Source organism: Planctobacterium marinum, from assembly GCF_036322805.1.
Taxonomy (GTDB): domain Bacteria; phylum Pseudomonadota; class Gammaproteobacteria; order Enterobacterales; family Alteromonadaceae; genus Planctobacterium; species Planctobacterium marinum_A.
Map to the genome: position 1 here is coordinate 2677754 of NZ_AP027272.1, position 15024 is coordinate 2692777.

The following is a 15024-nucleotide window of genomic DNA, read 5'->3' on the forward strand; positions in this document are numbered from 1 at the left end:
TTACCTACCGCAGAATTGCTTTAAAAACTGATCATGCGAGGGCAACTGTTGCAGTGGCTCTTCTTTAATTTTTTTCAATGTTTGCAGCATCATCTGTAACTTTTCCGGACTCATATTGTTCGCCATAGGATGATAATCGGAAGGTTGAATGCCCTGTCCCATCATTACCTGTAACCATGAAGGCTCCAGGAACAAGTCGTTATTTTCACGGAAAAGACGCCCATCTTCTTTGAAAAGCTCGATTTTGTGTCGGAGGCTATCAGGAATTGGCATAGTGCGCATATCACGCCAGAATTGACTGTCATCTCTTTCATTAGCAATGTAGTGCAAGATAATAAAGTCGCGCACCTGCTCGAACTCAATTTGAGACTGTTTATTATATTCCGCTACAAGTTCCGGCTTGATGCCATCGTGAGGGAAAGTATGCAGTAATCGCACGACAGCCGTTTGTATCAAATGAATACTGGTGGACTCCAAAGGCTCAAGAAAACCACTGGAGAGCCCAACAGCAATAACGTTTTTATTCCACTGTTTGCGTCTTCTACCGGTTTTAAATTTAATAAAATTAGGATCCGCTAACGGCTTAGTATCAAGATTCCCCGATAAGATCTGCAAAGCTTCATCGTCTGACATATAGTTGCTGCAATACACATGACCGTTACCATTGCGATGCTGCAACGGAATGCGCCACTGCCAGCCTGCGGTATGTGCAATGGAGCGAGTATAGGGCAAGGTGTGCTCAAGGCGCTCGGAAGGGATTGCAATGGCTCTGTCACAAGGTAACCAATGACTCCAATCTTCGTAGCCAGTATTGAGTTTTTGTTGAATTAACAATCCTCGGAAACCCGAGCAATCGATAAACAGGTCCCCCTGAATTTCTCGCCCGTCCTCCAGATGTAACAGGTCGATAAATCCAGAATCAGGATGCTGAGTGACATCGGTGATCTTACCTTCAGTGCGAACCACCCCCATTTTTTCGCTGAGTTTACGCAAATACTGAGCATAAAGTCCGGCATCAAAATGATAAGCGTAAGGTAAGTCGACGATAGGATCTTTGCTATTGATTTTGGCAAATTTATTGTCTTTTGCGGCCAGATAATTTAGGTCGTAGTCCCAAATATTGCTTGTTTCTCCCAGTTCCATCTGTGCTCGCTTCAGAAAATGATGGAAGTGACAAAATGCATAGCTTTGGCCCGGCGCGCCAAAGGTATGAAAATAGCCCTCATCTTTTACTCGCCAGTTTTCAAACTTGATAGCTAACTTAATAGTAGCATTGGTTTCTCTCAGGAACTCTGCTTCATCAAGGCCTAAAACGTTGTTGATTAACCGAATCGGAGGAATAGTGGCTTCACCGACACCTACCGTGCCAATGGCGTCTGATTCGACCAGTTCCACTTCAACGGCATTACCAATCACCTTTTTGATGACCGCTGCAGACAACCAACCTGCGGTACCACCGCCGACAACAACAACTCTTTTTACCTTTCTATTCACGCAAAACACCTGTGTTAAAACTTAAAAAGCTCCATTGAGTAAGAACTTAATGGAGCTTTATGATTACTCGATAGTTTGAACCTGCCTTATGCAGGTTCAATTACCCTACTCGTGCTTACCAGAAAGAGTAGTTTAGACCCAGTAAGAAGTTACGACCATAAGACTGGTACAAAGTAACTTGACGTGGATCACCATTTGCGAATTGAATCTCGTCTTCATCCGTCAGGTTTTGACCTTGTAAGGTCACTCTCAGACCGTGTAAGAAGTCGATATCAGATTCACTGAAGTCATAACCGATTTGAGCATCCCATTGCTCACCGCCCTGACCTTCAGCACCAACCAGTGACAAACTAATACCACGAGTTTCTGTCTGGAATGCATCACGCTTGGTGCCTGATACACGAACTTCCCAACCAGCATTCTCGTAATACAACGTCAGTGAATAGGTTTCATCAGACAGTCCCGGAACACCTTCAGAAGGCAGTGTTACTTCAACACCAGCTAGCGGTGAATAAGTAAATGGATCCAGTTCACCATCCATAAAGGTGGCACTTGCAAACATACCAAATCCGTCTAACGCATCGTGGATGTGATTAAATGGTAAGCTAGTCTGGAATTCCCAACCTCTTACGAAACCTTCACGACCATCCAAGGTGTTATCTACCAGACCTAAGAAGATTGCTGGCGCATTGCCTGCACTGTCAGCATGGTAGCCAGGTACGTATACTTCAGTGAAGTCTGCCACTTCTTTAACGGCAGCGTGCCAGTTAGTCAGCTCTTTATAAAAGAACGACATCGCAAAGTAAGCGTCATCAGCAAAATAGTTCTCATAGGCTAAATCAAACTGGTTTGCTTCCAGTGGTTTCAAACCCGGGTTACCCACGTTACCAGACCAAGGTCCGTTCGGGATATCAGTAGATGCGATATTGGCATCGTTAAACTGGAATGAAGCCTGATTGTTTGGTTTCATCTGATCCATTCTTGGACGGCTCTGAATCTTAGAAGCACCCAAGCGAACGTACTGATCTTCAGCAACCTCAAGACTTAAGTTCAAGGTAGGTAATACGTCGGCATAAGAATCACCACCTGTTACTGGTACCGCATCAATCAAGCCATCATCACCTGTAAAGGTACTAAAACCTGATGAGCTCTGCTCGGCGTCAATAATTTGCACACCGATGTTACCCCGTAACATCATGTCACCAATTTCTGTGTCGATGTCTAACTTGGCGTAAAGCGTAGTTAACTCTTCGTTTACAGTGTAGGTATCACCTAAACGTCCCGCATCAACAGGTTCAGCATCGGTAGAGGTGTAATAACCGCTGTTATACAATCCCAAGGAATCGTATGCTAACACACCGCTGATTCCGATAAAGCTCAGGTCGGCAACACCTAGCACCTCTGGAATGGCACCTTCCCCTGGGTACTCAGGAGCAGTCAGGTAGAAACCTTTGTTGATCTTAGTCTTAGAGCGGTCAGCGTAGTTGATACCAGCAGTAAACTTGTTAAAGATACCCCACTCAACCAAACCATTGACTTCGAAACGGAACGCATCTAACTCTTCATCGAAAACCGGTGCGTTTACGAAACCGTCTTGCGCGTCACTACCAATGATAGGGGCACCCCAAGCTTGAGGACCTGCTAGAGTAATAAGGCTCGGATCAGTCAAATCAACACCTGGTAAGGTTGGGTGATCAGAGTAAAGCACGCCGGTAGAAGTCATAGTCCAGCTGCGAGGTGTAATAGGTCTACCATCAACACCAGCACGGCCCACACCTGAGTAGCTTTCTACGTCAGTAAGCTCTTTATCTACTTCACCAGTAGACAAGTCAGCAACGATTGACCAGTTGTCGTTTAATGCATACTCGATATTTAAACCAAAAGTGGTTAACTCGGAACTTTGCTGTCTTACGTCGTTACGAACTACAGAATAGAAACCATCGTAAAAACCAGAAGTTACTAAACCATTATCAACGCTAGTCACGTTGTAATCGCCGGTACCCCACTCGGCACCACCTTCTTCAACACCACGACGAGCATCGTTTTCTTCAAAGTCGATGAATAAAGCATCCAACTGAACTTTTAAATCATCGTTAGGTGCATATTCAATTACCGCCGCAACAGAGGTGCGCTCTAGCATAGCTGAACGTGTGAATGAATCATGACCACCTAGCACTACTGTGCCATCTGGAACAGCAACAGAATCTGTTGCACGACGATCAGAGCCCGTGTTGACACCGGCGTAACCCCAACCTCGGAATTGTTTTTCCTGACGAGGCGATTCCATGTCAGCAATTGCCAATGCAACACCTAGGGTATCGTCAGCAAACTGCTCAACAAAGTTTAACGATAGGCGATGACCATTATTGTCAAAGTCTGGGTTGCCGGAGTCTTCACCGTTTTCTTCATAGTTGAAGTTAACCGTTAATGTTGGATCAGCACTCAATGGACTTACTGTTTGCAAATCAACAGTACCACCGATGCCTTGAGTCAGCAGACCTGCTTCCGGTGTTTTATATACCAAAATGCTGGAAACAATTTCAGAGGGATACAGATCGTATTCAACGCCACGGTTGTCACCCATACCCAAAAGCTCGCGACCATTTAATGAGGTGCCTACGTAGTTTTCGTTAAAACCACGAACAGACAAACCACTGGTACGACCGTTACGACGCTCACCAGCGAGGCCAGGTAGACGAGCCAATGACTCAGCCACTGAAGTATCTGGAAGTTTACCGATATCTTCCGCAGAAAGTGCTTCTACGATAGACGTTTGGTCCATTTTAATTGCTTGTGCACGTTGTAGTGCGCCGCGAATACCTGTGACCTGAATGACCTCAGTATTATCAGCAGCGTCGTCAGCTTCTTGTGCAACAACCGAAGTTGCTGTTAAGCCAGTCATCGCAGCAGATACTGAAAAGGCCAGCACGCTTTTTTTTGAATTGTGACATTGTGTTTTCCCGTTTAATTACCAGAGTTAAGGGTCAGGCTGAAATCGAATTACCTTTTCCAGCGATTCTCTTATTTTTATTTAGGGCAATTCTAGCGCTTGCCTCTGAAATCTGACAACGCCTTGCATACGTATTCATACAAATTATCGTACATTTTTTTAACAATTCCATTTTCCACAAAAACAAAACAAAAAAGGTATAAGCAACTGTTTTATATGCATTTTTGCTCTACTAACGAAAGATATGAAAAGCGAATGTGATAGCTTCGTAAACGATTAAGTGTCAAAGATACGTATCGGTTTAACACAAGATTTACATATTATGCATACGAAAATGAGTTTCAAAAACCGTATGTTTTTTCCGCTATTTTTGAAATTTGTCTCGTCCTAAAATACGTTGACGTTTTATGCAGGCCGGTAGATTTTATCTATCGGCCTTTTTCGTAATGCACCTGGTTAGGTGTTTTCATTCCCAAACTCAAGTGCGGCCTCATCTCATTGTAGATGTATATCGATTCATCCACGAGTTGCTTTAATTCCCGCCTATTCTTGCACTGATGCAACAAGAACTCCTGCTTTAGTATGCCATTGATTCTTTCTGCTAAGGCATTCTGATAGCAATCATAACCATCGGTCATAGATGGAGTAATGTTGTGATTTCTCAGGACAGCCTGATATTCCTCAGAGCAATATTGCACTCCTCGGTCTGAGTGATGAATCATTGGATGGTTATAGTACTTATGCTTGATACTCATATTGAGTGCCTTAACCACATCTGTTGCTTTCATTTCATCGCTGAGTTCATACCCCATTATCTTTCGGGAATATGCATCCGTTGTTAATGATAAATAGTGCGTACCCGCATCTGACTTCACGTAGGTAATATCACTCACAAGCACATCCTCAGCCTGTTGAGGTTGATAGTCCTTCAGTAGATTCGGGTGCTTTTTCATCCAGTGACGGCTGTCGGTTGTTTTTGTGTAACTACGTTTGGGTTTAACCAACATGCCTTCTGCGCGTAAATAATCAAACAGTCCATCACGCCCCAACTTAATGCCAAGTTTATCAAGCTCTGGTTTCATCAGTTGGTAGAGCTTTCGAGTCCCAATCCGCGGCATGTACTGGCGCCAATACAGCACCATGTCCTTAACCGGCATTAGCCTCTGCTGCTTATCGTTAAACCGCTTAACCCACTGATAAAGCCCTTGAGGTGTAAATCCGAATAGGCGACAACAACGAGCTAGCTTTCTTCGTTTTTCAACTTTTCCCGCCCAGAGAGCTTGTCGTAGTACTTTTTTCTGTAGTTACTCCCACACTCGTTATCAACACGGGTTACTACCTCTTCCAGAACATCAATTTTGAGTTCAGCATCAGCTAATGCGCGTTCTAAACGCTTAATCTTTTGGGCGGGTGTTTCGTTGGATTGAGACATAAGTGAATGCATCAAAGGCTCAGACCAATCCAGCTTACCATGCTTTCGTAGCCAGACGAGAACTGTACTTCGGCCTTGAATGCCAAAGTGCTTTTGAGCTTGTTTGTAGGTGAAGTCGCCTTTTTCGACTTGCGCTACAACGGCCAATTTAAAGCCTAAGGTGTAATCACGTTGAGTTCGTTTAACGCGTTGTTTATCTGGGTTTCTCATAATAAGTCCTAAATGTGTAAACACATTTCAGGACGGGACAATTGCAAAGATAAAAAAGCCGCATCTAAACTGCGGCTTTTTAAAGAAGAAACGGGAAATTATTATTGGCGAGTCACTCTGATATCTGGTGCTTCTGTCGAGGGACCAATCACCTCAAACAGATAAATACCTGACTCAGAAACATCCAGACTCAAGTCTCCACCTACTGGTGCAAGAGTTACCCGCTCCCCAATGGTCACAGTATTACCTTGTGAACCAGCCCCGAGATCAACCGTGGCCCAGTCTTCGCTGGCCACTTTAAACTCATAACTACCGGCACTGAGTTCTATTTCCGCTGTGTAGAGTTTAACTCCATCAAACTCCATCTGGTTCGACGTGCTCCAATCATTCATAGTGCCACGCACAAATACCGGTGTATCACCATACATGCCGCCCTGGTAAACGCTTAAGGTTATGGCGTCAAGGTTGGCTGCATCCAGGGTGAAGATATAAGTTCCCTCACTGGCCACAGACATTTGAATATTGCCAGCACCTGCGAATAATCCATACTCACTCTCAAGGGATAAAGCATCACCATTGCCCCCTAAATTAACTGTTTCCCAATCTGCAGAAGCCACCTTAAATTCATAATCACCAGCGGCTAAGTCAACGACAACACTGTAGATACCAGCACCGTCATAAACAAAGGGATTATTTTCACTCCAGTCGTTCATGCTGCCGCGCAAAAATACGGTAGTACCGGGGAACGGCTGTTCTACCCTGACGGTAATGACAGGAGCTTGCGCATCAGTAGCGTCTACTTCAAAGATATAGGACTCGGATGAATCAGGCGTAAACATCAGGTTGTTGCCAAAACCCAGTTCCAGGGGTTCTCCAGTATTTACGATATCACCATTAGCGCCGCCGCCGAAGTTCACTGTAGCCCAATCTTCGCTGGCGAACTTGAATTCATAAGTCACACCTTCTTCCAGAGAAAGTGACGCTTGATAGAGACCACTGCCTTGATAACTCATGGGATTACTGGTGCCCCAGTCGTTCATGGAGCCTCGAATGTAAACCGCGGTATTGCCATATACCGGTAAATCTGGCGTACCTATGGTGGCGTATTGATTCAAACCCATCCCCTGCGCACCTTGCTGTGCTTTTACGAACACAGCTAAGGAATAAGCTGGAACGGTAAATTCACCACTTTCGCCGTTTTCGTTAAATGAGGCACTTATCACTTGGGTATCGATGGAGTTGGTTAAAACAGGATGTAACGCGAAGCCACTGGCGGTCGGTATACTGTGCGTCACACTGGAATCCGTCGTATTGATTACCACTACCACAGCGTCATATAAGGGGTCGAGGTCTTCCAGGCCAGTACCGTCATCAATACTCATGACAATGAGTCCTGCTTGCTGATCAGAGCCGACATTATGAAAACCAATTCGCTCTTTGACTTGTTCACCTGTAGTCAGTCGGAACAGCTTGGTGGATTGACGTATTTCCAGATACTCCCGGAATACTTCGGCAGCAAACTGGATATCCGACATGGACGCGGCGCGATTACTGTCGGCCAGGATAGGTCGGATCTCATCCCAACGACCACCATTCTCTGACTGCAAAGGCACTCCTACATTCCAGTTGTTACTATTCATAGAGAAATCGATGCGATTAAACCAGTCCCCCGCATCATATGTGTTGCGGTCCATCGATTTAGAACGTAACAAATCGCCACCTTGTTGCAGGAACGGAATTCCCTGACTCAACAGTGTCGTGGCCATAGAGATATTTTGCGCACGAACGCGATCTTGCAAAGAAATATCAGCAGGCAATGTGTAGTTCAGCTGATCCCAGAGAGTTTCATTATCGTGTTTAGACACGTAGTTAATGATATCTGCAGGATCGGTAGCGTAACCACCAATAGTATTGGTTTTGATAAACGCATCGGTGGAGCTGACAAACTGAAAATCCGTTAAGGTGCCCGCTAATGACATTCTGATTTTGTCCTGTACTCTCAAAGTACCACTGCCAGTATCACCGCTGAACATGGCCGCGCCACGGATGGCTTCGCGTATTTGATCGTTAAAGGTCCCTACTTCAGTTCCCGCCATATTCTTTTGCGTGGCTTGCTCGAAGAGACGGTCTCCGCCGACCTCACCAAAGTCCCAGCCTTCGCCGTAAAAATAGTTATCCGGATCCACCGCTTTTACTGCTTCCCACGATTCCAGAATGGCATCCTTGGGAATGTGCCCCATCAGATCAAAACGGAAGGAGTCATAGCGGTATTGCTCAGCCCACAAGACCAATGAATCTTGCATAAATTTCGCCATCATGCGGTTTTCAGTGGCGGTATTCTCACAACAAGTAGAACGCTCTATGTCACCCGTTGTGCGATTGTATCTGTGGTAATAGCCCGGCACGACTTTATCAAATACCGAGTTAAGGTTAGTACCTGAAGACGATGTATGGTTATACACTACGTCCAGTGCCACTCTAAGACCCATATCATGCAGTGCTTTAATCATGGCACGCATTTCCAGGATACGGACTGTACCATCAGGATCCGAAGAATAAGAACCCTCCGGCACATTAAAGTGATGAGGGTCATACCCCCAGTTGAAGCTGTCCAAACCGCGTATTGCCGAAACTAAAGCTTGGGCATCTTCTGTTGCTGGATCATAGCTTTCAAATACAGACAGCAAGGTAGTGTTATCATCTTCCACGCCACAGACAGGCGCATTTCCATTGATGGCGCAGAGCTCTGCAACGGTATTGTCGAGATTGATGGTTTGCGACTCATCTTCATTGATAGTGGCAATATCGTTGGCTGGCATGATGTGATAAAAGTTAAGCCCTTTTTCGGTCAGAGCCTGTAAGTGCTGCACTGCCACAGAGTTTGAATCAGTATAGGCTAAGTATTTACCACGATTCTCCTGGCTGACAGAGCTGTCCAGCGCACTAAAATCGCGAATGTGGGCTTCGTAAATTACCGCATCTTCGAAATTCTCCAGCTCTGGAGAAACATGGTCATCCCAGTTGGCCGGTTTTAAGTCATCATCAGCAAGATTAACTATTTGCGAGTATCGTCCATTAGTAGAGACGCTCACTGAGTAAGGGTCAGTGGCTTCAGTATTAACAACCGCATTCTCAACAGGGTGGAAAACCGTGACTTCGAAACGATAGAATTTTCGGTCGAGGTCTGCAGCATTGCCAGTATAGGTCCAAATACCTGTGTCACCGTCGTAACTCATATCAGAGGAGATCAGCAGAGATTTGTCTGAATCGTAAAGGTTAAGCTTTACATCCTGTGCTGTGGGTGCCCAGAGATTTAAGGTAACCTCACTTTCGCTGAAATGAGGACCATAACTCGCCTCATCAGCGTCATTGTCACCGCTGGTGTATAGGTCATCTAAAACAGGGGCTATCTGCACCCGCGTCGCAGCCGCTATTTCACCATCGTGATCGGAGGCTACAACAACTAATTGTGATTTGAGCATTTGTTTAATTTGGCTTAATTCAGCGTCAATACTCAGACTGTCCCATTGAGATTGATTCAGTGCCAATGCTGCTTCACTGTTCTCAGCCTCACTGAATGTAAGTGAAACAAAGTTATCTCCGTCAATCCCCGTTTCAGCATCAAATTGCAAGTTTCCATTTTCAGACCAATATAAGCGGATATCTGAATACTGACTGGTGTCAGCGCCCCACACTAAAGTATCGCTGTACACCCAATGCACTTCTGCATTTTGCACAGTGACTGGAATTTCTACGATAGCCTCATAAAAAACATCGGGAACACCTGATAAAGTCCAGGCCATTCTATCGCCCGATAAATCCATCATACGGTCTTGCTGTGATAAATCTTTATTACCATCAGCATCATGTACGATGAAATTCATACAATCAGAGTAGTCTTCCATCAAGGGAATAATGAAGTAGCCACCATAGGCAGGATCGACACCAGCGATAGAGGGGCCATCTGGCCATGTTGTGGGTTCAGCTACCGTATCCGGGCAAGCATCGTTGTTCCACAAATGTAAAACCCAACCATCGTATTCACCATCCGGGCGGTTGTAAAAAATAACCGCTTCGTTGCCTTGCGCCGTTACTGTTGCTGGCGGCAAAACACAACTATCGCCAGCCTCATTAGCCACCTCAGGTGCATCGCAACTAAGTGGCTCAGGCGTATCAGGTGTTATGGTGGGAGGGGTGACCTCGGGAAGCTCTAGTTTGTCAGAAGAGCACGACATTAATGTCAGCCCCAACAAACCAGAAACAATCAAACTGAGTTTATTGTTTGGTATTTTCATTATAATTTCCGCGTGTGAAACAAGCTCGAAGAGCGAATAATTTGACTCAACGCGGAAAATTAGATTTTTAAAGTTTCATTTACAAGGCGTTAACATGTGCATACGTATGTATCGAGTCATGAATACGTATGCAAACCCATGCACGGAGACGGAGCAATAAATTGACTTCAAATACGAGTATGTGTATCTTGCGCGCAAAGGCTGCAGAGACGCCTGTTCCGCTAAAGATGACATCACTCTGTAACTTCACCCAATTAGGGTTTTATAAATACGGTTCGTTTGAACCTAAGTTGGTAATGCGGAAACCAAGTTAACTTAGGAAAAAACAATGACCGAGCTATTATTTGACCTACTTTCGCTTTTTAGCTTTTTTGTTCTCATATCTTTTAATGGCTGTCAGCTTATCTCGCTGTGTGCGTTGGTATGCTTATATCGATTTGCTGGTAGCAATTTAAACGGCGCCTTCTGCTACAAGGAGGAAGCGTGATGAGAGCGATTAACGAGCTAAAAATTAAAGCCAAGAAAAAACTTAAATCAGAGCAGTCAGCGACTGAAGGTTTAACTTTGACAGATTGCCAACAAAGTCTCGCCCAAAAGGCGGGTTTTAGCCATTGGCACCATGCACTGGAGGTACTTTCTGGTGAACCAAGGAACTCTGATTGTGGCAAGCTGTGGCACCATCCGAGTTGCGATGTTTTACTGAATTTATGGTTCGCCAATTATGAAGAGGCACATGCCGCACTAACGAAAAACCTTGATAAATTTCTACTACCCTACAAGACACAGTTTGTTTTGGTAACTGAAGAGTATTTAACCCTGATAGGATTGACGCCACAGCTACAAACTGAATTGCGAAATCATGGCGCTGACCTTACTCGCCTTGGTAACACCAGGTTGTGGGATGACATCGCTTTACGGTGTATCCGGCATAAGTTGTAATTGAGAACAACAAATAAAAAACCCGCCATCAGGCGGGTTTTTCAATAATGACACTCGCGTTGATTACCAACCTGTAATTTCGCGTAATGCTTTACCGATGTCAGCCAGTGAACGCACTGTTTTAACACCAGCAGCTTCAAGTGCTGCGAATTTGTCATCTGCAGTACCTTTACCGCCAGCAATGATGGCACCAGCATGGCCCATGCGCTTACCCGGAGGCGCAGTAACACCTGCGATATAAGAGACAACCGGCTTGGTTACGTTTTCTTTGATAAACGCAGCCGCTTCTTCTTCTGCTGTACCACCGATTTCACCGATCATAACAATGGCTTCGGTACCATCGTCGTCCTGGAACATTTGCAGGACATCGATGAAGTTAGAGCCTGGGATTGGGTCACCACCGATACCAACACAGGTAGACTGACCAAAACCTTCGTCTGTAGTTTGCTTAACCGCTTCGTAAGTTAATGTACCTGAACGAGATACAATACCCACTTTACCGGGTAAGTGAATGTGTCCCGGCATAATGCCGATTTTGCATTCACCCGGTGTGATTACACCTGGGCAGTTTGGACCAATCATACGCACACCTTTTTGGGTGACGTATTCTTTAACATAAAGCATGTCCAGCGTTGGAATACCCTCAGTAATACACACGATCAGTTCAATGCCGGCATCAGCAGCTTCAATGATTGAGTCCTTACAGAAGGGTGCAGGTACGTAGATCACTGTTGCAGTTGCACCAGTGGCTTCTACGGCTTCACGTACTGTGTTGAATACAGGTAACCCCAAGTGCTCAGTACCGCCTTTACCTGGCGTTACACCGCCAACCATTTGCGTACCGTAAGCAATCGCTTGCTCAGAGTGGAAAGTACCCTGACCACCAGTAAATCCCTGGCAGATAACTTTAGTATCTTTGTTAATTAATACAGACATTATTTGCCCTCCGCTGCTTTAACTACTTGCTGAGCTGCGTCAGTCAAACTTGTAGCAGCAATAATATCCAGACCAGAATTCGCTAACACTTCGCGACCCAGGTCAGCGTTGGTTCCTTCAAGGCGAACGACAACTGGTACTTCAACACCGACTTCTTTAACCGCGCCAATGATACCTTCAGCAATCATATCGCAACGTACGATACCACCGAAGATGTTTACCAATACCGCTTTTACGTTATCGTCAGACAAGATGATTTTAAATGCTTCTGCAACGCGCTCTTTAGTGGCACCGCCACCTACGTCAAGGAAGTTTGCAGGCTTACCACCGTGCAAATTAACGATATCCATGGTGCCCATCGCCAGGCCCGCACCGTTAACCATACAACCTACGTTTCCGTCTAGTGCAACGTAGTTTAACTCCCACTGAGCTGCGTGTGCTTCACGAGCGTCTTCCTGTGAAGGATCGTGCATCTCTTTGAGCTTAGGCTGACGGTACATGGCGTTGCTGTCGATACCAACTTTGGCATCCAGACAGTGTAAATCACCGTCAGTTTTAACAACTAACGGATTGATTTCGATTAGAGCAACGTCCAGGTCTTCAAACATTTTCGCCAGACCCATGAAGATCTTGGTAAATTGCTTAATTTGTACACCTTTCAGACCTAATTTAAAGGCCATTTCACGCGCCTGATAAGGCTGCGGACCAACGATTGGATCGATGGGTGCTTTCAGGATTTTCTCTGGCGTTTCTTCGGCAACGGTTTCGATATCCACACCGCCTTCAGTTGAAGCCATGAATACAACGCGACGCGTACCACGGTCAACAACAGCACCTAAGTACAATTCGTCAGCGATATCAGTACAGGATTCTACTAAGATTTTGCTTACAGGCTGACCGTTTTCGTCAGTCTGGAAAGTAACCAGGTTTTGACCTAACCACTTTTGCGCAAACTCTTTGATTTCTTCTTTACTTTTTACCAGCTTAACGCCGCCCGCTTTACCGCGACCACCGGCATGTACCTGACATTTAACAACCCACTCGTTGCCGCCGATGCTATCTGCAGCTTCTGCAGCCGCCTGTGGAGTGTCGGTTGCATAACCTTCTGAGACGGGTAAGCCATATTCTTTAAATAGCTGTTTACCCTGATATTCATGCAAATTCATGGTGAAATTTCCGTGATTATTTAAAAACTGTCGAATTGATCGACCTGAAATATTAAGTCAGCGTGCTTCCTTGCAGCAATAAAGTTATGCCGTCTAAGACGGCATACTTACTTATACATCCAACAATAAGCGTGTCGGGTCTTCCAGCATCTCTTTAACAGTTACGAGGAAGCCGACGGACTCTTTACCATCGATGATTCTGTGGTCGTAAGACAGCGCCAGATACATCATAGGCAGAATCTCTACTTTGCCGTCCACTGCCATAGGTCTGTCCTGAATCTTATGCATACCCAAGATGGCGCTTTGCGGTGGGTTGATGATAGGAGTAGACATCAATGAACCAAATACACCACCGTTGGTAATTGTGAAATTACCGCCGGTGAGCTCATCCATAGTCAATTTACCATCACGGCCTTTTAGTGCCAGACTCTTAATACCTTTTTCGATACCTGCCAGACCCAATTGGTCGCAGTCTTTCAAAACAGGTGTTACCAGTCCGCGAGGTGTAGAAACTGCAATCGAAACGTCGAAATAATTGTGGTAACAAATATCATCACCATCAATTGACGCGTTTACTTCAGGATAACGCTTAAGCGCTTCGGTTACCGCTTTTACATAGAACGACATAAACCCAAGACGAATACCATGCTTTTTCTCGAAAACCTCTTGGTATTTCTTACGCAGATCCATAATGGGCTTCATGTTAACTTCATTAAATGTGGTTAACATGGCAGTGGAGTTTTTAGCTTCCAATAAACGGTTTGCGATAGTTTTACGCAAACGCGTCATGGGTACGCGTTTTTCGGTACGGTCAGCCATGGCAACTGGCGCAGTTTCAGTGCTTGCAGCAGCGGCTGGTGCGGGGGCAGCCGAAGCACCTTTTAAGTGTTTCTCAACGTCTTCTTTAGTGATGCGACCGTTTTTGCCTGAGCCTTTAATCTTGGCAGGGTCAATATCTTTTTCCGCGAGTAAGCGACGTACTGAAGGACTTAAAACATCATCATCAGAGTCGCTTTCATCTGCAGCAGCGGGAGCTGGTGCAGCGGCGCCAGCGCCAGCAGCAAACTTGGCTATAACCTGTTCAGCAGTAACAGTGTCGCCTTCATTGTGCAGAATTTCAGAAAGAGAGCCGTCTGCAGGAGCTACCACTTCCAGAACCACTTTGTCAGTCTCAATATCCACTAAGTTTTGATCGCGTGACACTGCCTCACCCGGTTGTACATGCCAGGTTGCTATTGTTGCATCTGCTACCGATTCAGGTAACACAGGTACTTTAATATCCACTGATTCACCTTTTGCGCTTTCGCCAGAGTTTGATTTTGCTTGTTCTTCTGCTTTAGCTGTGGGGGCAGACTGAGCCGCTGCACCTGCTTCCACTAAAGCAATGACTTGTTCTGCCAGAACGGTTTCACCTTCCGGGCAATGAATTTCAGTAATCACACCATCTTCAGGTGCAACCACTTCTAAAACCACTTTATCGGTCTCGATGTCTACCAGGTTTTGGTCACGAGAGACTTTGTCACCTGGTTTAACATGCCAGGTGGCTACCGTTGCATCAGCCACAGATTCCGGCAATACAGGAACTTTAATTTCAATGCTCAT

At 45.4% G+C, this 15024-nt stretch carries 8 protein-coding genes; 1 reads left to right on the forward strand and 7 read right to left on the reverse strand.

All coding sequences use genetic code 11. The features are described 5' to 3' along the window. The 4 genes from AABA75_RS12015 to AABA75_RS12030 all read right to left on the reverse strand — a co-directional run bounded on the left by AABA75_RS12015 (position 1) and on the right by AABA75_RS12030 (position 10381). Positions 1-1494: a tryptophan halogenase family protein gene (locus AABA75_RS12015; RefSeq protein ID WP_338292847.1), complete on the reverse strand. Its 1494-nt coding sequence runs from the start codon at positions 1492-1494 to the stop codon at positions 1-3. A gap of 115 nt (positions 1495-1609) precedes the next feature. After that, the gene (locus AABA75_RS12020) at positions 1610-4396 is read right to left on the reverse strand and encodes a TonB-dependent receptor (RefSeq protein ID WP_338292848.1); all 2787 of its coding nucleotides are present in this window, start codon (positions 4394-4396) and stop codon (positions 1610-1612) included. Between the two features lie 476 nt (positions 4397-4872). Further along, positions 4873-6086, reverse strand: a protein-coding gene (locus AABA75_RS12025) for an IS3 family transposase (RefSeq protein ID WP_338291436.1) whose coding sequence is annotated in 2 segments (ribosomal slippage) — positions 4873-5750 and positions 5750-6086 — 1215 coding nt in all. Because the reading frame shifts where the segments join, the coding sequence is not laid out codon by codon here. 101 nt (positions 6087-6187) lie between these two features. Beyond that, positions 6188-10381 carry an alpha-1,6-glucosidase domain-containing protein gene (locus AABA75_RS12030; protein WP_338292849.1) on the reverse strand — a complete coding sequence of 1398 codons (4194 nt, stop codon included), beginning with the start codon at positions 10379-10381 and terminating at the stop codon, positions 6188-6190. 483 nt (positions 10382-10864) lie between these two features. Between AABA75_RS12030 and AABA75_RS12035 the strand changes: the two genes are divergently transcribed. Then, a complete protein-coding gene (locus AABA75_RS12035) occupies positions 10865-11320 on the forward strand; it encodes a hypothetical protein (RefSeq protein ID WP_338292850.1) in 456 nt (151 codons plus the stop codon). Positions 11321-11383: 63 nt separating this feature from the next. Here the strand turns inward: AABA75_RS12035 and sucD are convergent, their stop codons facing one another. The 3 genes from sucD to odhB all read right to left on the reverse strand — a co-directional run bounded on the left by sucD (position 11384) and on the right by odhB (position 15024). Beyond that, complete coding sequence (sucD, locus tag AABA75_RS12040) at positions 11384-12256, reverse strand: succinate--CoA ligase subunit alpha (RefSeq protein ID WP_338292851.1); 873 nt, start codon at positions 12254-12256, stop codon at positions 11384-11386. After that, entirely contained in the window at positions 12256-13422 is a 1167-nt protein-coding gene (gene sucC, locus AABA75_RS12045) for an ADP-forming succinate--CoA ligase subunit beta (RefSeq protein WP_338292852.1), read from the reverse strand. Before sucC ends, sucD begins: the two co-directional genes overlap by 1 nt. Positions 13423-13533: 111 nt before the next feature. After that, positions 13534-15024: a 2-oxoglutarate dehydrogenase complex dihydrolipoyllysine-residue succinyltransferase gene (odhB, locus tag AABA75_RS12050; protein WP_338292853.1), complete on the reverse strand. Its 1491-nt coding sequence runs from the start codon at positions 15022-15024 to the stop codon at positions 13534-13536.

What these genes read in the sequence shown, in the direction of transcription:
- AABA75_RS12020 (WP_338292848.1), bottom strand. Translation starts at nt 4,396, where the DNA reads ATGACTGGCTTAACAGCAACTTCGGTTGTTGCACAAGAAGCTGACGAC.
- AABA75_RS12030 (WP_338292849.1), bottom strand. Translation starts at nt 10,381, where the DNA reads ATGAAAATACCAAACAATAAACTCAGTTTGATTGTTTCTGGTTTGTTG.
- sucD (WP_338292851.1), bottom strand. Translation starts at nt 12,256, where the DNA reads ATGTCTGTATTAATTAACAAAGATACTAAAGTTATCTGCCAGGGATTT.
- sucC (WP_338292852.1), bottom strand. Translation starts at nt 13,422, where the DNA reads ATGAATTTGCATGAATATCAGGGTAAACAGCTATTTAAAGAATATGGC.
- odhB (WP_338292853.1), bottom strand. Translation starts at nt 15,024, where the DNA reads ATGAGCATTGAAATTAAAGTTCCTGTATTGCCGGAATCTGTGGCTGAT.